This window comes from Arthrobacter echini (assembly GCF_008107445.1).
GTDB classification, from domain to species: domain Bacteria; phylum Actinomycetota; class Actinomycetes; order Actinomycetales; family Micrococcaceae; genus Arthrobacter_D; species Arthrobacter_D echini_A.
In genome coordinates this window covers 308,647-326,691 of sequence record NZ_VSLD01000002.1, presented here as the reverse complement: position 1 = coordinate 326,691, position 18,045 = coordinate 308,647, and the positions used below count along the sequence as shown (strand labels likewise).

20 protein-coding genes, 1 pseudogene and 1 riboswitch are annotated in these 18,045 nt (G+C 68.9%); of the genes and pseudogenes, 15 read left to right on the top strand and 6 right to left on the bottom strand.

Annotation, left to right across the window (positions count from 1 at the left end; genetic code table 11):
• The first annotated feature begins 63 nt into the window (after positions 1-63).
• Genes thiL through rsmD form a run of 8 tightly spaced genes read left to right on the top strand, consistent with a single transcriptional unit; the run spans position 64 to position 8,083 of the window.
• On the top strand, positions 64-1,089 hold the full coding sequence (gene thiL / locus FQ377_RS06175) for a thiamine-phosphate kinase (protein WP_148600554.1): 1,026 nt from the start codon (positions 64-66) through the stop codon (positions 1,087-1,089).
• A gap of 22 nt (positions 1,090-1,111) precedes the next feature.
• Complete coding sequence (locus tag FQ377_RS06170; RefSeq protein WP_148600356.1) at positions 1,112-2,053, top strand: DAK2 domain-containing protein; 942 nt, start codon at positions 1,112-1,114, stop codon at positions 2,051-2,053.
• Positions 2,043-4,271, top strand: a complete 2,229-nt coding sequence (locus tag FQ377_RS06165) for an ATP-dependent DNA helicase RecG (protein WP_148600355.1) — start codon at positions 2,043-2,045, stop codon at positions 4,269-4,271. The genes FQ377_RS06170 and FQ377_RS06165 overlap by 11 nt, the downstream gene beginning before the upstream one ends.
• A gap of 46 nt (positions 4,272-4,317) precedes the next feature.
• Positions 4,318-4,722 (top strand): TOBE domain-containing protein, encoded by a 405-nt coding sequence (locus tag FQ377_RS06160; protein ID WP_148600354.1) that lies wholly within the window; start codon positions 4,318-4,320, stop codon positions 4,720-4,722.
• 2 nt (positions 4,723-4,724) lie between these two features.
• On the top strand, positions 4,725-5,534 hold the full coding sequence (modA, locus tag FQ377_RS06155) for a molybdate ABC transporter substrate-binding protein (RefSeq protein WP_262364307.1): 810 nt from the start codon (positions 4,725-4,727) through the stop codon (positions 5,532-5,534).
• Between the two features lie 33 nt (positions 5,535-5,567).
• Positions 5,568-6,410: an ABC transporter permease gene (locus FQ377_RS06150; protein ID WP_187393268.1), complete on the top strand. Its 843-nt coding sequence runs from the start codon at positions 5,568-5,570 to the stop codon at positions 6,408-6,410.
• On the top strand, positions 6,410-7,501 hold the full coding sequence (locus tag FQ377_RS06145) for a sulfate/molybdate ABC transporter ATP-binding protein (protein ID WP_148600353.1): 1,092 nt from the start codon (positions 6,410-6,412) through the stop codon (positions 7,499-7,501). The genes FQ377_RS06150 and FQ377_RS06145 overlap by 1 nt, the downstream gene beginning before the upstream one ends.
• Before the next feature lie 9 nt (positions 7,502-7,510).
• Positions 7,511-8,083, top strand: a complete 573-nt coding sequence (rsmD, locus tag FQ377_RS06140; RefSeq protein ID WP_148600352.1) for a 16S rRNA (guanine(966)-N(2))-methyltransferase RsmD — start codon at positions 7,511-7,513, stop codon at positions 8,081-8,083.
• 132 nt (positions 8,084-8,215) lie between these two features.
• Here rsmD and FQ377_RS06135 read toward each other — a convergent pair whose 3' ends face one another.
• The 4 genes from FQ377_RS06135 to FQ377_RS06120 form a co-directional block, all read right to left on the bottom strand.
• Complete coding sequence (locus tag FQ377_RS06135; protein WP_148600351.1) at positions 8,216-8,995, bottom strand: YcnI family copper-binding membrane protein; 780 nt, start codon at positions 8,993-8,995, stop codon at positions 8,216-8,218.
• Positions 8,996-9,111: 116 nt separating this feature from the next.
• A complete protein-coding gene (locus FQ377_RS06130) occupies positions 9,112-9,708 on the bottom strand; it encodes a hypothetical protein (RefSeq protein WP_148600350.1) in 597 nt (198 codons plus the stop codon).
• 119 nt (positions 9,709-9,827) lie between these two features.
• Complete coding sequence (locus FQ377_RS06125) at positions 9,828-10,646, bottom strand: spermidine synthase (protein WP_148600349.1); 819 nt, start codon at positions 10,644-10,646, stop codon at positions 9,828-9,830.
• Entirely contained in the window at positions 10,643-11,872 is a 1,230-nt protein-coding gene (locus FQ377_RS06120; protein ID WP_148600348.1) for an aminotransferase class I/II-fold pyridoxal phosphate-dependent enzyme, read from the bottom strand. The genes FQ377_RS06125 and FQ377_RS06120 overlap by 4 nt, the downstream gene beginning before the upstream one ends.
• A gap of 101 nt (positions 11,873-11,973) precedes the next feature.
• On the opposite strand from FQ377_RS06120, the gene coaD reads away from it, so the two are divergent.
• The gene (gene coaD, locus FQ377_RS06115; RefSeq protein WP_148600347.1) at positions 11,974-12,441 is read left to right on the top strand and encodes a pantetheine-phosphate adenylyltransferase; all 468 of its coding nucleotides are present in this window, start codon (positions 11,974-11,976) and stop codon (positions 12,439-12,441) included.
• A 40-nt stretch (positions 12,442-12,481) separates the two neighbouring features.
• Here the strand turns inward: coaD and FQ377_RS06110 are convergent.
• Both FQ377_RS06110 and FQ377_RS06105 read right to left on the bottom strand, forming a co-directional pair.
• A pseudogene (locus FQ377_RS06110) lies at positions 12,482-13,042 on the bottom strand (alpha/beta fold hydrolase); the annotation flags it as partial.
• Positions 13,043-13,441: 399 nt separating this feature from the next.
• Entirely contained in the window at positions 13,442-13,780 is a 339-nt protein-coding gene (locus FQ377_RS06105; RefSeq protein WP_222861844.1) for a hypothetical protein, read from the bottom strand.
• 263 nt (positions 13,781-14,043) lie between these two features.
• Between FQ377_RS06105 and FQ377_RS06100 the strand changes: the two genes are divergently transcribed.
• The 6 genes from FQ377_RS06100 (at position 14,044) to mutM (ending at position 17,703) form a co-directional block, all read left to right on the top strand.
• Positions 14,044-14,511: a cupredoxin domain-containing protein gene (locus tag FQ377_RS06100; RefSeq protein WP_148600345.1), complete on the top strand. Its 468-nt coding sequence runs from the start codon at positions 14,044-14,046 to the stop codon at positions 14,509-14,511.
• Positions 14,508-14,948 carry a hypothetical protein gene (locus FQ377_RS06095; RefSeq protein WP_148600344.1) on the top strand — a complete coding sequence of 147 codons (441 nt, stop codon included), beginning with the start codon at positions 14,508-14,510 and terminating at the stop codon, positions 14,946-14,948. The genes FQ377_RS06100 and FQ377_RS06095 overlap by 4 nt, the downstream gene beginning before the upstream one ends.
• 239 nt (positions 14,949-15,187) lie before the next feature.
• Entirely contained in the window at positions 15,188-15,751 is a 564-nt protein-coding gene (locus tag FQ377_RS06090; protein ID WP_148600343.1) for a YceD family protein, read from the top strand.
• 2 nt (positions 15,752-15,753) lie between these two features.
• Positions 15,754-15,957, top strand: a complete 204-nt coding sequence (gene rpmF, locus FQ377_RS06085) for a 50S ribosomal protein L32 (RefSeq protein ID WP_043445822.1) — start codon at positions 15,754-15,756, stop codon at positions 15,955-15,957.
• A 66-nt stretch (positions 15,958-16,023) separates the two neighbouring features.
• Positions 16,024-16,740, top strand: coding sequence for a ribonuclease III (gene rnc / locus FQ377_RS06080; RefSeq protein ID WP_148600342.1), 717 nt, complete (start codon positions 16,024-16,026; stop codon positions 16,738-16,740).
• Positions 16,741-17,703 (top strand): bifunctional DNA-formamidopyrimidine glycosylase/DNA-(apurinic or apyrimidinic site) lyase, encoded by a 963-nt coding sequence (gene mutM / locus FQ377_RS06075; RefSeq protein ID WP_148600341.1) that lies wholly within the window; start codon positions 16,741-16,743, stop codon positions 17,701-17,703.
• A 163-nt stretch (positions 17,704-17,866) separates the two neighbouring features.
• A riboswitch (cyclic di-AMP (ydaO/yuaA leader) is annotated at positions 17,867-18,044 on the top strand.
• Position 18,045: the final 1 nt, after the last annotated feature.

Sequence of the window (18,045 nt, the reverse complement as noted above, 5' to 3'; positions counted from 1 at the left end):
CCCGCTGCGGGTGAAGATCGTCGCGTCGACCCGGTCGCGCTGTAGCGTAGCCATGTGTCCCGGATATCCATTGATGCCACTGAGTCCGCCTCCGGCCAGGAGCGTTACGTGGGAGAGCTGAATGAGGGTGAGCTCCTGGCGCGGATCTTCCCCCTCCTTCCCCTACCGGATGCCACCCTCCTCGGCCCTGGCGACGACGCCGCCATCATCACGGCCCCCGACGGCCGGACGGTGATCAGCATGGACACCCTAGTGGAGGACCACGACTTCCGCCTGCTCCGCCCCAACGGCCACCGCACCACGGGATACGACGTCGGCTGGAATTCGGCCGCACAGAATCTGAGCGACATCAACGCCATGGGGGGCACCGCGACGTCGCTGGTCGTCAGTCTGACCCTCCCGCCGCGGACACCGGTCGCCTGGGTGGAGGACTGCGCCCGGGGACTGGCCGCCGCCATCGAAGGACTGGGTGCCATCGGCTGCGGCGTGGTCGGCGGCGATCTCGGTGCCGGAGCGCAGCTCGTCGTCACCGCAGCGGTCACGGGAACCCTCGACGGGCGCGCGCCCGTGCTGCGCTCCGGCGCGAGAGCCGGCCACACGGTCGCCGTCGCGGGCACACTCGGCCGAGCCGCCGCCGGCCTGGCAATCCTCGAGGACGGCCGCCCCCTGACGGACTTCGGACCGGACGGGGAGCAGTTCATCGCGGCCCAGCTCCGCCCACAGCCACCCCTCGCCGCCGGACCGGTGGCCGCACTGGCCGGGGCGAGCGCGATGCTCGACATCTCCGACGGTCTCCTCCGCGACGCCGGGCGGATCGCGACGGCGAGCGGTGTGGGGCTCGATCTGGATCCGGGCGCGCTCCAGCAGTACGCCGACCCGCTGGAGGGGGCTGCCGCACTCCTCGGCGTCGATGCCCTGGACTGGGTGCTCGCAGGAGGAGAGGACCACGGGCTCCTGGCCACATTTCCACCGGATCGTCCGCTGCCGCCCGAGTTCACTGCGGTAGGCTCGGTGAAGCCCGGCCGACCGCTGGTGACACTGGCGTCACGGGCGACAGCTCTCCGGGGATGGGATCATTTTGCAGACTAAAGTCACGGCCAACGCTGTGGCGATGAGGCGCTGGCTCACCAGGGCCGAGGAGTCCCTCGGCAACCACAGCGACCGCCTGAACGCCATCAACATCTTCCCCGTGGCCGACGGCGACACCGGCACGAACCTCTATCTGACGGTCCGCGCGGCCGCCGCAGCAGCCAACGACGCCGGGACCTCGGACCTCGGAGTGCTGCTCACCATCGCCGGGCGTGCAGCACTCGAGGACGCCCGCGGCAATTCCGGCACCCTCTTCGCCGTCTTCCTCACCGCATTCGCAGAACCACTCGGCGGAGCCTCACGCCTGACCGGTGGACTCCTCGCCGCGGCGCTGCATCGCGCGCAGATCCGGAGCTGGTCGGCCCTGAGCGATCCGGTGCCGGGCACCATGCTCTCGGTCCTCGAGGCCTGCGCCGGCGGCGCAGGTGAAGCCGCCTCGGGCCATGCGGGGGACAACAGCAACCAGGTGCTCGCAGAGACCCTGACAGTGGCGGTGCAGCACGCCCTGCAGGCCGTGGTGCAGACGGAGAGCCAGCTCGGAGCCCTCACGGACGCACAGGTGGTCGACGCCGGGGGAGTGGGCTTCCTGCTGGTCCTCGACGCGCTCCGCGCAGCCGCGCTGGGCGAGGAGCTGGACAGCGAGCTCATCGACGGCCTCCACGGCTACGGCATCCAGTCCCCGCACATCCATGCGGGCAACGACACCGACGGCGTCGAGGTCATGTGCACCATCGAACTCAGTCCGCTGGATGCGGCGACGCTGCGTCTGCACCTCGACGAGCTCGGGGACTCGGTCATCATGAGCGCCGTCTCCGAGACCGAGGAGGGTTACCGCTGGCGGGTCCACGCCCACGTGCCGGATCCCGGACCCGCACTCGCCCTCATCCACGAGGCCGGCACGCCGGTGAACATCAGCGTGACCCAGCTCGCCACGGCAGCAGGAGCCGGGGCCGGTGACACCTGACACCACGCGGCCCGCCGTCTCGGACCTCGATGCGCCGCTCGACCGCCATCTCGGTCCGGTGGCCAAGCTGTTCGCCAAGCACTTCGAGATCCACACCGTGGGCCAGTTGCTGAACCACTTCCCCCGCACCTACCTGCGGCGCGGCGAGCTCACCCCGATCGACGAGGTCCCGGTCGACGAGGACGTCACCCTGATCGCGCGCGTCCAGTCCTCCAACTCCCGCAGGATGCACACGCGCAAGGGCATGCTGCTGGAAGTGGTCATCACCGACGACGCTGACGGGGGGCTCGGTGGCATGAATCTCACCTTCTTCAACGGCTACGGCGCCGAGCGCGAGTTGCGCCCCGGCGTGCGGGCCATGTTCTCCGGCAAGGTGAGCGTCTATCGCGGCAAGCTCTCGCTCACCAACCCCCGGTACGCCCTGCTCGACGACGACGACGATCCGGAGCGCGTGAACCGCCCCATCCCCGTCTACCCCGCGGTGGACAAACTGGGCACGGAGCGCATCGCCGTCGCCGTCGGTACCATCCTGGACACCCTGCGACTCTCCGGGCTCGACGATCCCGTGCCGGCCCAGGTGGCACGCCGCGACAAGCTGATGAGCCTCGCAAACGCCTATGAGCTCATCCACCGCCCCCACGAGGTCGAGGACGCCTACCGCGCCCAGCACCGCTTCCGCTACCAGGAGGCCCTCGTGCTGCAGTCGGCTCTGGCCAGACGTCGGGCACTCACCGCGCGCGAGGAGGCCACGGCACGCACCCCGCGCCCGGGGGGCCTGCTGGACCAGTTCGATGCCCGCCTGCCCTTCACTCTCACGCAGGGGCAGCGCGAGGTAGGGAAGCAACTCGGCGAGGACCTGGCACAGGATCACCCGATGAACCGGTTGCTGCAGGGCGAGGTGGGCTCGGGCAAGACCCTCGTGGCCCTGCGCGCCATGCTGCAGGTGATCGACGCCGGCGGCCAGGCGGCACTGCTCGCCCCCACCGAGGTGCTCGCCGCCCAGCACCTGCGGTCCATCACCACCACCCTCGGACCCCTCGCCGAGGCCGGCATGCTCGGTGGGTCCATGGACGGCACGCGGGTGGTCCTGCTCACCGGGTCCATGACCACCGCGCAGCGGAAGAAATCGCTCCTCGACGCGGCGTCGGGCGAGGCGGGGATCGTGATCGGCACGCATGCCCTGCTCTCCGACAACGTGCAGTTCTTCGACCTCGGACTGATCGTGGTGGACGAGCAGCACCGCTTCGGCGTGGAGCAGCGGGACTCGCTGCGGACCAAGGCGCGCACGTCGCCCCACGTGCTGGTCATGACGGCGACGCCGATCCCGCGCACCGTGGCCATGACCGTCTTCGGGGACCTCGAGACCTCCACGCTCTCCGAACTGCCCGCGGGCCGCGCGCCCATCACCACCCACGAGGTGGGCCTGACCGAGCACCCCGCGTGGATCGACCGCATCTGGTCCCGTGCCCGCGAGGAGATCGACGCCGGACGCCAGGTCTACGTGGTGTGCCCGAAGATCGGCGACGACGCGAAGAACGACGACGACGCCCCGGGAGTGCTGTACGGTGAGCCGCCGCCGGATGCGAAGGCCGAGGCACGGCAGGAACTCACCGGAGTGGTGGGGCTCCTCGGGTCCCTCGCCGGAGTGCCGCAGCTCCAGGGCGTGACGAGCGCGATGTTGCACGGACGGCTGGACCCGCAGGAGAAGGCGGACGTCATGACGCGGTTCGCCGAGGGCAGCGTGCAGCTCCTGGTGGCGACGACGGTGATCGAGGTGGGCGTCGATGTGCCGAACGCCACGCTCATGGTCATCATGGATGCTGATCGGTTCGGGATCTCCCAGCTCCATCAGCTGCGGGGCAGGATCGGCCGGGGCGGGCACGCCGGGACCTGCCTCCTGGTGACGAAGCTCGAGCCCGGGCATCCGAGCCGGGAGCGCCTGGCCGCCGTCGCCGCGACGACCGACGGCTTCGAACTGTCCCAGAAGGACCTGGAGCTCCGCCGCGAGGGAGACATCCTGGGAGCCTCGCAGTCCGGCGGTCGCTCGGCGCTGCGCTTCCTGAAAATCACCCAGCACGGCGCCGTCATCGAGAAGGCCCGAGCCGATGCCCAGGAGATCGTCCTCGCCGATCCGGAACTGCACGACTATCCCGGGCTGGCCCTGGCGATCGAGCTCTATCTCAATCCGGAGAAGGAAGCGTTCCTGGAACGCGGATAGTTCGATACACACTGTGTTCCGCGGATGAGGTTGTATCGTGTTTTCTATGACGCAAATACGGATTTCCGACGCGGCGCGTTACCTGAGCGTCAGTGATGACACCGTGCGCCGCTGGATCGACGCCGGAGTGCTCGCCAGCACCAAGGACACCTCCGGCAAGGCCACCGTGGACGCCCTCGAGCTCGCCGGTCTCGCCCGGAAGAACGCCGTCCTGCCCGGCGACCCCTCGCACATCGGCCGTTCCGCCCGCAACCGGTTCGTCGGGATCGTCACCGACATCGTGACCGACACCGTCATGGCGCAGGTCGAACTGCAGTCCGGCCCGCACCGCGTGGTGTCGCTGATGAGCAGCGAAGCGGTGCGTGAGCTCGGTCTGGTCCCGGGGTCCATCGCGATCGCCGTGGTGAAGGCGACCACCGTCATCATCGAGACTCCCGAGTGGAAGAACTGACCATGGGCCGGATGCGTTTCCGTACGCGGGGGCAGCGGCTCCTGCTCCTGCCCGCCGCGCTGATCGCCGCCCTGGGAATCTCCGCCTGCGGCGCGGACGAGACCGCAGGCTCCGCCGACACGACCGCCCACTCGGGTGGAGGAAGCATCACGGTCTTCGCCGCCGCGTCGCTCAAGGAACCCTTCACGGCGCTGGCAGATCAGTTCGAGGACGCCCACCCGGGTACGGACCTCACCCTGAACTTCGCCGGCTCCTCGGACCTCGCCACACAGCTCGTCGAGGGCGCCCCCGCCGATGTCTTGGCCTCCGCCGACGAGTCCACCATGGAGCGCGTGCGTGGCGCGGACCTGCTCGACGGCGAGCCGGTCACCTTCGCGACGAACATCCTGCAGCTCGCCGTCCCGCCGGACAACACGGCCGGCATCGCATCGCTCGCCGACGCCGCACGGCCCGGCGTCAAGACGGTGGTGTGCGCCGCGCAGGTGCCCTGCGGGGCCGCGGCGGCGCGCCTCCAGGAGGCCGCCGACGTCGACCTGGCACCGGTGAGCGAGGAGTCCTCCGTGACGGACGTCCTGGGGAAGATCTCCTCGGGCGAGGCCGACGCGGGGCTCGTCTACGTCACCGATGTGCGGGCCGCCGGGGAAACAGTGCTGGGGATCGCGGTGCCGGAGGCGGCCGACGTCGTGAACACGTATCCCGTCGCAGCGCTGGCCGGCTCACAGGACCCGGGGACCGCTCGCGACTTCGTCGACTTCGTGGTTGGCGATGACGGCCGTGCGGTGCTGGAGGCAGCAGGCTTCGGTGCGCCCTGAGCCCTGCCCGGGCCTCCTGAGCGGGTCTACGCGGTGGAGCTGACCCCGGCGCGGCTGCCCCGCTGGATCCTCGTGCTGGCCGCGGTGGGGGGTCTGTTCGTGGTGCTTCCGCTCGTTGCCATGGCCCTGCGGGTCGACTGGGTGCACTTCGTCCCCCTCGTGACCTCCGAGAGCGCCCGGGCAGCCCTGCTGCTCAGCCTGCGTACCTCGATCTCGGCAACGATGCTGTGCGTTGTCTTCGGCGTCCCGATGGCCCTGGTCCTCGCCCGCACGAGCTTCCGGGGCCAGCGCATCCTCCGTTCCCTGGTGCTCCTGCCCCTGGTCCTGCCGCCGGTGGTGGGCGGCATCGCCCTCCTCTACACCTTCGGGCGGCGCGGGCTGCTCGGCGGCACGCTGGAGGCGCTCGGGGTCGATATCGCATTCTCCACCACGGCCGTGGTGCTGTCCCAGGCGTTCGTGGCCCTGCCCTTCCTCGTGCTCAGCCTCGAGGGTGCACTGCGGACGGTCGGTACGCGGTACGAGGCCGTCGGGGCAACCCTCGGGGCAACCCGCTGGACGGTGCTGCGCCGCATCACCCTGCCGCTCGTCCTGCCGGCGCTGATCTCCGGAGCCGTCCTCTCCTTCGCCCGGGCGCTCGGGGAGTTCGGCGCCACGCTGACCTTCGCCGGGAGCCTCCAGGGGACCACCCGGACCCTCCCGCTCGAGATCTACCTGCAGCGCGAGACGGACCCCGACGCCGCCGTCGCCCTGTCCCTCATCCTCGTGGTGGTCGCCATCGCCGTGGTCGGCGCAGCCCACCGCGTCCGGCCGCTCGGGAGCCTCGCCCCGGCGCGCCCGGTAGCACCAGCGCTCCGACGAGCCGTGGACACCCACTGATGGGTCTGACCTTCGCCGCGCAGCTCGCGGAACGGGACGTGGACGTGCGTTTCGAGGTGGCCACGGGGGAGACCCTCGCGGTGCTCGGGCCGAACGGTGCGGGCAAGTCGACCGTGTTGTCCCTGCTCGCGGGTCTGCTCGCACCGACGTCGGGCCGCGCGGACCTCGAGGGCTCCGTCCTGTTCGACGTCGGCGCCAGCCGCCGCACGCTGACCGAGCCGCGGGAGCGGGGCATCTCCCTCCTGGCGCAGGAGGCCCTGCTGTTCCCGCACCTGTCGGCGCTCGAGAACGTGGCCTTCGGGCCCAGGAGCCGGGGAGTGCCTCGGACGGCGGCGCGGGCGACGGCCCTCGGCTGGCTCGAGCGCGTGGGGGTCGCGGAACTCGTCCACCGCCGTCCGCACCAGCTCTCCGGCGGGCAGGCGCAGCGCGTCGCCCTGGCACGCGCGCTCGCGGTGGAGCCGTCGCTGCTCCTGCTCGACGAACCCCTCGCGGCTCTCGATGTGAGCATTACCCCGACCATGCGGTTGCTCCTGCGGGAGGTGCTGCAGGGGCGCACCGCCGTGATCGTCACGCACGACCCGCTCGACGCCTTCCTCCTCGCGGATCGGGTCCTGGTGCTGGAGGGCGGCAGGATCGTGGAATCCGGCGCGACGGCCGAGGTGCTCACCCGGCCCGTGACCGCCTTCGGAGCGCGGCTGGCGGGTCTCAATCTGGTCCAGGGTCGGCGGACGCGCACGGGGTTCGCCGGAGGGAACGGGATCGAGGTACCACTCGCTGATCGCCTTCCGGAGGGAACCGCCCTGGTCCTCGCCGTGCGGCCGGCGGCGATCAGTGTCTCGCTCTCGAGCCATCCCGGCGCCGATGCGGCAGTCGTGCGCGCGGAGATCGACGACGTCGAGCACCGTGGGGACCTGGTACGGATCCACGCGGCAGGCCTGGCCGCGGACGTCGCCCCGGCCGACGCCGTGGCCCTCGGACTGGTTCCCGGAATCGCCGTCGACCTCCGCATCCGGCACGGCGACGCGACCGTCTACCCGACCCGTCGGGAGCAGCAGGACTCCGGTCGGAGCACCGCGGGGAGTGGACGCTAGAGTCGAAGCATGACGCGCATCATCGCCGGAGCCGCGGGAGGCTCCACCCTCGCCGGCGTGGAGGGGACCGCTACGCGCCCCACGACGGATCGCGTCAAGGAAGCACTGTTCTCCCGTCTCGAGTCCTACGGGATCCTGCACGGCGCCCATGTGCTCGATCTCTATGCCGGATCGGGCGCGCTCGGGATCGAGAGCGTGAGCCGCGGGGCTGCCACGGTGGACCTCGTGGAATCCGCGGACCGCGCGGCGGCCGTGGCGCAGCGCAACGCGGACCTGGTGAACCGGGTGCTGGGCTGGACGGCGGCCCGCGTGCACCGCTCGAAGGTGGAGACCTACCTGGCGCGGGTTGCGCCGGAGCTTTCCTGGGACCTCGTCCTCATGGACCCGCCGTACACCGTGGACGGGCACGAGGTGACGACCGTCCTCTCCGCGCTCCAGGGCAGACTCGCGGACGGAGCCGTCGTCGTCGTGGAGCGCTCCACGCGCTCGCCGGAGCCGCAGTGGCCGGACGGGCTGGAGCGCTTCTCCGACAGGAAGTACGGGGAGACCCGGCTCTGGTTCCTGGAGCCCTCGGGGCGCTGACGCTCCCCATGCTGTGGTGCCGGTTCGGCGTCGCCGTAGGTCACCCAGTGCTGTCCGTCGCTGATCACACGGAGGGAGCGGTGCCGGCTGACCGGCACCGCTCCCTCCGTTCTCGTGTGCTGTGGACCCGGGTTACGCGGTGCGGCGCGTGCGGATCAGGGCGACGACGCCCGCGGCGAGTCCGAGCAGACCGGCCACCAGGCCGATCCAGCCCACGGCCGACGCGGAGTCGTCGTCGCTGGTCGACGCGGCCTGCTCCGTGTCAGCAGCTTCTTCCGTTTCCGTGGCCTCGGCGGTCTCAGCCGCCTCCTTCGTCGCCTCGGGAGCTGCTCCGCCGTGGGCGTCCTCGCCCTCGACCGCGGCGGTGGTGATGAACGACGGCGCCGGCTTGTCGGGCTCCGCCTCGCCCTCGACGGTCTCGTCGTCCCACTCGACCACCTCGCCGTCCGTGTAGGACTGCGTGGCCGGCACCATCACGGTAGTACCTGCGTCGGGCAGCTTGCCCACGGAGATGGAGAACGTCTGGTACTGCTGCGGGGCGATCTCCGAGCCCTCCTCGGCCGTCCAGCGGACGGACAGGGGAGCTTCGGTGAGGGTTGCGCCGTCCGCCGTCGTGACCGGTTCCGGCAGCGCGCCGGTGACCACCTCGGCGTCCCAGCCCTCGATCGGCTTCACGCGGACCGAGGTGAAGGGCTGCTCGGTGGGAAGCTGCACCTCCAGGGTGGTGGTGCTGGCGGTATCGGACTCGTTGGGGACACTGAACGTGAGCTGCGCGTAGCCGTTCTCGGTGGTGGAGGTCGGTGCAACGCTCACGTGGGCGTTCGCCGCCCCGAGACCGAAGGCCATCAGGGTCGCAGTGGTGAGGATGACGGCGCCGGTGGTCCGGGCGCGCTGGGGTGTGGAGGGTGTCATGAGAATGCCTTTCAGGGTGCGCTCACGTCTGCATCGAGGCATGGCGTGGAGCGCCGGGGGAATGGGGTGGGTCATGCTGCGGTGGGAGCCCGCCTGCCCCGCTCTCCGGGATCAGGTCAGGCCAGGTGCTGGTGGCGCGGCGGGCCGCGCAGGGTCGGCACGGACGCGTGCACGGACAGCGGGGTGACGGGTGGCGCCGCGTTCCGGAGGAGCGGTTCGCGCCGGACCGGGGCGAACGGCACGTGGACGGGAAGTGTCAGGAGCGGTCGGATCCACGCGGCGAGCAGTGCCAGTGCCTCCTCGCTCCGCGCCATCGCGAGGGCCAGGATCACGGTGGCGACTCCGTGCAGCAGGAGCATCACGGGGCTGCACTCCGCGCCGCCGAGCGGGTTGGCAGCGGCCGGGGCGCAGGCGAGCTCGAACGCCGCATGATGGCCAGGTGCGGCGACCGAGCTCTGACAGGCGGACGGAAGGGCCGTCATCGAGAACAGGTGGTGCAGCAGGAACTGGCCGGCGCCCATGGTGAGGAGGGCGGAGCGGAACGAGACCGTGCGGCGGGTCAGCAGCATGATCGGCAGCAGGAGGAGCACACCGAACAGCAGGAGCACCGCGGGCGCAGGCAGGTGGCCGGACGCGAGAACATGGGAGGCGGAGGAGACGGAGAGGATCACGGCAACGAGAAGGAGAGAGCGAAGATAACGCTCACCTGCCACGGCCTGCTCCTGTTCTCTGTCGTCACCCGGGGTGACCGATACTTACCGCACCCACCCTCAAGCCTAGGGCCATCGCGTCATGTAGTTCGCCCGCCGGGACCGTGGCGCCGAGCAGAGGACTACCGTGTGGCAGTGCCCTCGAAGGCCGCACGCTCCGGGCCCACCAGCACCGCGGCCGGGTGCGGACCCGCGGCGAGCAGCGCCGTCGTCCAGGCCGCCGGCCACGCGCTCTGGCGCGCCGCGATGACCACATTCCCGGCCTGCCCGCCGTCCACCATCGCCGCCTCGGTCAGAACGACAGTGGTCGGCGTGAGGGACGAGAGCTGCCTGCTCTGGGCGCGGGCGAAGTCCAGGGGCGGGTCGTCGCCCACATTCACCAGGACCACACCGTCCTCCGTGCAGATCCGCAGGAGATGGGCGGCGAAGTCGGGGGACGTGAGATGGGCCGGCGCGTCGGCTCCGGCGAAGATGTCGAGCACGACGACGTCGAACGCTCCGTCCGCCTGCTCGAGGACGACGTCGGCCGCGTCGCCGATCATGACCTCGCACGCCGTCCCCTCGGCCAGCGGCATGGCATCGAGGACGAAGTCGAGTAGCTCGGCGTCGACGTCGACCGCCGTCTGCAGGGATCCGGGGCGTGTTGCCTGGACGTAGCGCACGAGGGTCAGTGCCCCCGCACCCAGATGCAACACCCGCAGGGGAGCTCCGACGGGTTCGATCAGGTCGATCACGTGGGCGATCCGCTGCAGGTACTCGTAGAAGACCCGTTCCGGGTGCGTCACATCGACGTGGGACTGCTGTGCGCCGCCGATGCTGAGGATCAGGGCGCCGTCGATGAACGCGTCCTCGTCGAGCTCCGCATACGCACCCGTCGCGGGGAGCCACCGGGTAGGGACCTCGAACGGTCCCTCGGTCCCGGGCCGGGGGACCGCACTCACAGGTGGGCGCGCAGGCCGGCGAGGCGGTGCGCTGCCTCCTCGATCACGTCGAACTTCTTGCAGAACGCGAACCGGAGCATCGAGCGGGTGCGTCGGGCGCCGTCGTCGTGGCAGAACGCCGCGACCGGGATGGCCGCGATGCCGATCAGGGCCGGGAGCCGCCGCGCGAGGTCGGTGGCGTCGTCGAGCCCCAGGGGCGCCGCATCGGCCAGGGCGAAGAACGTGCCCTTCGGGGTGAACACCTCGAAGCCGGCGGCGCGCAAGCCTTCACCGAGCAGATCGCGCTTCTTCTGCAGGGTCGCGGCGGCGGTGGTGAAGAAGTCGTCCGGCAGGCCCAGGCCGAGCGCGACGGCGCCCTGGAACGGTGTGCCGGAGGTGTAGGTGAGGAAGGTCTTGACGGTGCGGACCTGCGCCACGAGGTCCGCCGGGCCGCTGAGCCAGCCCACCTTCCAGCCCGTGATCGAGAACGTCTTGCCGGCCGACGAGATGCTCAGGGTCCGCGCTCTCGCGCCAGGGAGCGTGGCGATCGGGAGGTGCTTCGCCTCGAAGACCAGATGCTCGTACACCTCGTCCGTGACGATCAGGGCGTCGTACCGCTCCGCGAGACGGACGATCAGCTCCAGGGACTCCCGGGAAAAGACACTGCCCGTGGGATTGTGCGGATTGTTGACCACGATGATGCGCGTCCGCTCGGAGAACGCCGCCTCGAGGGTTGCGGGGTCCGGTTGGAAGTCCGGTGCGAGCAGGGGCGCGGTGGTGTGCGTGGCGCCCGAGAGGCCGATCACGGCGCCGTAGGAGTCGTAGAACGGCTCGAACGTGAGTACCTCGTCCCCGGGTCCGGCGAAGGCGAGAACGGACGCGGCGATCCCCTCGGTGGCTCCGGTGGTGACGATCACCTCGGTCTGCGGATCCACCTCGAGGCCGTGGAAGCGTGACTGGTGGGCGGCGACGGCGTTCCGCAGTACGGCGAGACCCTGACCGGGGGCGTACTGATTGGCGCCGGACGCGATGGCAGAGCGGGCGGCGTCGAGGATCTCCTGCGGCCCGTCCTCGTCGGGGAAGCCCTGGCCGAGGTTGATCGCCGAGTGCTGCTGCGCGAGCGCGGTGACCTCTTCGAAGATGGTGAGCCCCAGGCGGCCGTCGTCGCCCAACAGGTTCGCGCCGAGTGCCGTCCTCGCCCAGGGTGGCCTGGTACTCGAGCTCGTGGGGTGCGCATCAGTGGTCATGCCACCAGTATTGCCGCTGCTGCGGCAGGTGCGCTGACAGAGCGCACTCGTCGCGAGCGGCTGCGGCCCGAGGTGCCACTGCGACTCGGTACCGTAGGTGCATGAGCCGCGCCGTCTGCCCCGGATCCTTCGACCCCATCCACAACGGTCACATCGAGATCATCAGCCGGGCCTCCCGCTTGTTCGACGACGTGATCGTCGCGGTCTCGACCAACTACGCGAAGAAGTACCGGTTCGACGTCGAGGAGCGCATGGAGTTCTGTGCGCAGGGTCTCGCTCATCTACCGAACGTCAGGATGCTTCCCCTCGGAGGCGGACTCCTCGCCGATTTCTGCGCCGAGCACGGAGCGAACGCGCTGGTCAAGGGTCTGAGATCGGGGCTCGACTTCGACTACGAGCTGCCCATGTCCACCATGAACCGCCACCTGGCCGACGTCGACACCGTCTTCCTCCCCACCGCTACCGAGTTCGCGCACCTGTCCTCGAGCCTGCTCAAGGAGGTCGCCTCGTTGGGTGGCGACATCCGACCGTTCGTTCCCGACGTCGTCCGCGAGCGGTTGCTCCAGTAGGGCAAACACGCGGTCATCGCCGTCGTGATCGGTTCTGGTTTCAACGGCGTGCGGCGTCCCGAACGAGGTCGGCGACGAGCGCCGGCTGCTCGAGGCCGGGCAGGTGTGCCACCGCGGGGAGGACCTGTCCCCCTTCTTGGCCGATCCGGCGCGCGGTCTCCTCGTAGAACGAAATGTCGCAGGGCAGATCCAGCTCACCCCAGGTACACACCACGGGCAACCTCAGCTCGTTGAGCCGGGTCCAAGCGTCAGTGCCGGCATCCCCCGCAGAGCCGGGAGCGTCGACTGCGAGGATCGTCCGGTTCATCTCGACGAAGAGGTCACGGGCATCACCCGCGACGCGGCCTTCCCGGGCTACCGGCCCATCGAGCCACAGGTGGGCGAGCCCTCGGATCCTGTCATCAGCTGTCAGGTCACGGTCATCTGCACGGGCCATCAGCGGAGCAGAGGCGTCGTCAGCTTCCCAATCGAACGGCGTGTCCTCGTCGGTCATCCCGGAGACTGCAGCACCGATGAGTACCAGTCCGCTGACCCGATCGGGATGCAGCAGCGCTGCATCGATCGCGAGCGTCCCGCCCATCGAGTTACCGACGAGGAGAACCTGCTCGAGCGAGCTCGTCGAGAAGGCGAATCAGGTCGTCGACGTGCGTGAAGGATGACGACGGCGCAGCGGCCGGGGAGTCCCCGTAGCCTCGTCTGTCGTACGCGACACGATCGAGGCCGTCGCCCTGCATCTCCTGCGCGACCACATCTCCTGCGCGACCACGGTCCAGGACCGCCGATCGGCCACGCCGGCGTGCAGGAAGACGATTGCAGGTCCGGGCGCCGACCACCGGGTCAGGGCAAGCTGAGTCTTGTCCGAGCTTGTGACCGTGAGCTGCTGAGCGTCCATGAGCCCGAACCTACGTCAAACATCTCGCCGCCGACAGGAGTCCTTTCGCCCCGACTCTTTAGCCGCAGATGGATCGACTGCTTCTGTCAGCCAGGACGACGGGTCGCATCAGACCAGGGTATCGGCGGCTTCTCGACCGACGACCTGGTCCACGACGTCGTCCAGGGTTCCCCAGCATGTCTCCAGTTCAGGCAGGTAGTAGAACATGCTGGTGACAGCAGGATTGTTGATGGTCTCGGCCGGAGAGTACAGAATCGTCCTTTTATGCCGAGCGATTGCCAGACCGAGCTCCACATGGGTGCTCTTCCCGGCTGGAAGCAGGACGACGACGACGTCGGCACCCATCACCGCATCTCTCTCACGCTGGCCGATGCGGCACAGATCGTCGAGGGTGCTTGAGTTCATATCGATTGACACCGCATCGTCGGTCCAGTCGTACGTGTTCACGTAGCCCTTGCCCTCCAAGGTCAGCGACGTAGCGAACGTCGACGATGTTCCTGGCGCTCGATGCAACGGAGAACTTCTTCACGGCTGCTGCCTCCCGGTCGGTCCTGGTCTCGAAAATAGTGCGCCGTTGTACACGTCTGGCACCCTACGTGTGACGAACAACATGTGTCGGCATTCTGCAGAGGCGACTCAGCTGCCTCCGTCGGAGAGCGGGGTGGCCCGGCATCCACAGATCGGCGCAGAACCTATGTCTGGAGAGCACCATGAATCTTGCAAAGAATGCCTTGTCCGCGGTGGTCCTTGCTGCTGTTGTGATGGGATCCGTAGCCTGCACGCCGGAGGAGACGAACACCACCGATCCGCCCGACGGAGTGACGACGAGTTCGGCCCCGGCGGCGCCCATGACGTCGGACGCGGCCATGCCTACATCCGAAGCGTCAGCCGGAGGCGGAGCGTCCTCGACGGCTGAAGCCGCCCCGGCCGAGGAAGCGGTCATCACGATAGTCGATTTCGAGTACCAGATGCCTGAAACCATCGCCCCTGGCGCCGAGGTGACCGTCACCAACGAGGACGACGCCCCTCACACCGTCACGGCTGACGGCGATGGAGATTTCGACGTCGAGGTGGGCGCAGGTGAGACAGTGACCTTCACCGCGCCCGAGGAACCCGGCGACTACGCCGTCAAGTGCACCTACCACCCCCAGATGTCCGGGACGCTGGTCATCGGGTGAGCTCGACCAACGGGCCCTCGGACACCAGCAGGGGAACGAGTCGGATCGCCCTGCTGGTTCTGAGGATTCTCGTGGCGTCGGCTCTGATCGTCAGCGCCGTCATCCACCTGCAGCTCGCCTCGGGGTTCCAGCAGGCAGCACCGGATGGCATCGGCGGTGGAAATGTCTTCCGTATCCAGGCCGCGGTCGCCGTCCTGTCCGGACTCTATGTCCTCCTCAGAGGGACCGGCAGAGCCTTTCTTCTGGCGGCACTGGTGGCGCTGGCCTCCCTCGCGGCGGTCCTGCTCTACCGGTACGTGCAGGTCCCCACGATCGGGCCCATCCCGTCCATGTATGAGCCCATCTGGTACACCACGAAGACCATCACCGCTGTCGCCGAGGGACTCGCACTCGTCCTTGCCGTCGTCGGCCATAGGCTGCGGCACCGATCAGTCTGACCGCCGAGGCGCGAGATGAGGGGCATGTCCAGAGGCGGCGGAGATTCGGACGCGTGTCGGCTCTGGTGATGCTCAAGGTGCGGGGCTCCGCCCTACGTGGACCTCACACGGCCCGGGCGCAGGCCGGCCGGGCGTAGGCCACGCGCGGTGTTTTGGGGCTGCCGGTCCGGGCAGGCTAGAATGATTCGTCGGTCATATGTTCTACAGGAGTCACCATTAAAAGCGATCTCAGTTCGCCTTTGACATTCAGTGTCAAGGACCTCGGACGCAGTCCGGGAAGCATGCGGACAATTGAAGAACATGTACCGGCACCCAAGGACTTCGGCGTAGCCCTGGTCGGCGTGCAGGAGGGTTCCATCATGGACCTCGACCTGCGCTTCGAGTCGGTCCACGAAGGCATCCTGGTGTCGGGGACCGCGAGTGTGGAAGTGACCGGCGAGTGTGGGCGCTGCCTGGAGCCCCTGCGGTTCGAGCGCGATGTGGACATTCAGGAACTCTTCTTCTACAGCGACTCCGAGTCACTGTTGGGCGAGGATGAAGAGCAGTACCGGGTGGAGGGCGATGCAGTCGCCCTGGAACCCGTCCTACGGGATGCAGTGGTCACATCGCTGCCGTTCCAGCCGGTGTGCCGGGAGGATTGCAAGGGGTTGTGCTCCGAATGTGGGGCCCGCCTCAACGACGATCCCGACCATCACCACGAAGTTTTGGATCCTCGCTGGTCAGCCCTCGCAGGGTTGACGGGCACCGCCGCAGAGAGTGACGCGGCAACCAAGTCAGAGTCAGACGAGAGAGAAGAGAGTTAGCCGTGGCTGTCCCGAAGCGGAAGATGTCCCGCGCGAATACCCGCGCACGCCGGTCCCAGTGGAAGGCCACCGCGCCCAAGCTGGTCAAGACCCTCGAGAACGGCCGTGTCACCTACAGCCTCGCGCATCAGGCGAAGGTCGTCACGGACTCGGCAGGCACGCCGCTGTTCCTGGAGTACAAGGGCCGCAAGGTCGCCGACGTCTGATCCAGACCGCCGCCATCGTGCCCGATCGGGGTGCGTGCACCGGATGCCAGATCAACAGAAGCAATCGTGACGAATAGCGCAGAGCTCACGAAGCGTCTCGGGGTCGATATAGACCCCGGGACGCTTCGTCTTGCCCTGACGCACCGGTCCTACGCCTACGAGCGCGGCGGGATCCCCACCAACGAGCGGCTCGAGTTCCTGGGGGACTCGGTGCTGGGACTTGCGGTCACCGACGCGCTCTATCGCGACAATCCGACGCTGTCCGAGGGAGACCTCGCCAAGCGACGGAGTGCAGTGGTGAGCACGAAGGCCCTCGCCGGCGTCGCGCGCGGCCTGGATCTCGGAAGCCATGTGCTGCTCGGTCAGGGCGAGAAGCTCACGAACGGGCGTGACAAGGCCTCCATCCTCGCCGACACCATGGAGGCCGTGATCGGAGCCGCCTATCTCAGTCATGGGATCGAGACAGCCCGAGCCATGGTCATGCGACTCATCGGCCCGCTCCTGCAGGATTCGGCCGTCCTCGGCGAGGGCACCGACTGGAAGACGCGGATCCAGGAGACGGCCGCTGCGCGGCGCCTGGGGCTGATCGACTACCGTGTGGAGGGCACGGGTCCGGACCATGCCCGTACCTTCACCGCGCGCCTTCAGATCGGCACGGTTGAATACGGATCCGGCCGCGGTCCGTCCAAGAAGGACGCCGAGCAGGCCGCGGCTGCCCAGTCCTGGACGATGCTGGCTGCGGAGGCCGATCCCGCATCCTGCCGCCCGGTCAGAGAACGCTGAGTGCCCGAGCTCCCCGAGGTGGAGGTGGTGCGACGCGGCCTGGCCCGCTGGGTGACAGGTCGCACCATCGAGGACGTCCAGATCCTCGATGCACGTTCGCTGCGCCGTCACGTCGCAGGCCCGGAGGACTTCATCGGTACCGTTGCCGGCTCCCGGGTCCGGGACGTCGTACGGCGTGGCAAGTTCCTGTGGCTCATCCTCGAGGAGCCCGGCCGCGCCTCGGACAGTCCGCACGTGGCACTGATGGCCCATCTCGGAATGAGTGGTCAACTGCTCATCGAGGATCCCGAAGCACCCGCTGAGAAGCACCTCAAGGTCCGACTCGGGCTCTCCGCTGCGCACGGGGACGACGGCGCAGCACTCCCCACCGAGCTGCGCTTCGTGGACCAGCGCATCTTCGGCGGCATGTTCGTCACGGAGTTGGAGCCCACGCCGGATCATCTGCCCGGGGGCCTCGGAGACGGACTCCTGCCGCTGATCCCGCACCAGGCCGCCCACATTGCGCGTGACCCCCTGGACACCGTGTTCTCGATGGAGGCGTTCCATGACCGTCTCCGTGCACGGAGGACCGGCCTCAAGCGAGCCCTGCTCGACCAGGGCCTCATCTCCGGCATCGGGAACATCTACGCCGATGAGGCCCTGTGGGCCGCGAAGATGCACTATGCGCGCCCCACCGACACGATGCGGCGTCCCGACACGCACCGGATCGTCGACGCCGTCACATCGGTCATGACCCGCGCCCTGGACGCGGGCGGCACCAGCTTCGATGCGCTGTACGTCAACGTGAACGGCTCCTCCGGCTACTTCGCCCGCGAGCTCCGGGCCTACGGGCGGGCGGGTCTGCCGTGCAGCAGGTGCGCCGCTGAGGGGCGGGCGACGCTGATCCGGCGGGAAGCGTTCATGGGCAGGTCATCCTCCGTGTGCCCCCGGTGCCAGCCCAGACCCCGCAACGCCAGGACCTGATCCGTTGCGCTCACGGGAGGCCGGCTCGTTAGGCAAAACAGCGGAATCCACATGCTCGTGACCTTAACGTGACAATGTCGTTCCCACCCCGTACCGTAGATCTCGCGTTCGATCCACGATGGATGAGCGCCCATCCTCACACTGCCTAGCCCTGTCGATGAGGACGGACCGTTCGCTCAACACATTCGACAGGGGCGGGGGAACCAGTAGTGGATTCCTTCAGGAGTCCTAGGGGTAAAGACACCTATCACCAGCGTTGGGGCGCTTGCGTGATGAACAGAGTGTCCGGATGTCCCATCCGAACCCGACAGCTAACTTCGCAGGCATTGGGAAAGGCATCAA

Coding starts and splice junctions, on each gene's coding strand:
- FQ377_RS06170 (WP_148600356.1), top strand. CDS start 1,112: ATGAGGCGCTGGCTCACCAGGGCCGAGGAGTCCCTCGGCAACCACAGC.
- FQ377_RS06160 (WP_148600354.1), top strand. CDS start 4,318: ATGACGCAAATACGGATTTCCGACGCGGCGCGTTACCTGAGCGTCAGT.
- modA (WP_262364307.1), top strand. CDS start 4,725: ATGGGCCGGATGCGTTTCCGTACGCGGGGGCAGCGGCTCCTGCTCCTG.
- FQ377_RS06145 (WP_148600353.1), top strand. CDS start 6,410: ATGGGTCTGACCTTCGCCGCGCAGCTCGCGGAACGGGACGTGGACGTG.
- rsmD (WP_148600352.1), top strand. CDS start 7,511: ATGACGCGCATCATCGCCGGAGCCGCGGGAGGCTCCACCCTCGCCGGC.
- FQ377_RS06135 (WP_148600351.1), bottom strand. CDS start 8,995: ATGACACCCTCCACACCCCAGCGCGCCCGGACCACCGGCGCCGTCATC.
- FQ377_RS06120 (WP_148600348.1), bottom strand. CDS start 11,872: ATGACCACTGATGCGCACCCCACGAGCTCGAGTACCAGGCCACCCTGG.
- coaD (WP_148600347.1), top strand. CDS start 11,974: ATGAGCCGCGCCGTCTGCCCCGGATCCTTCGACCCCATCCACAACGGT.
- FQ377_RS06100 (WP_148600345.1), top strand. CDS start 14,044: ATGAATCTTGCAAAGAATGCCTTGTCCGCGGTGGTCCTTGCTGCTGTT.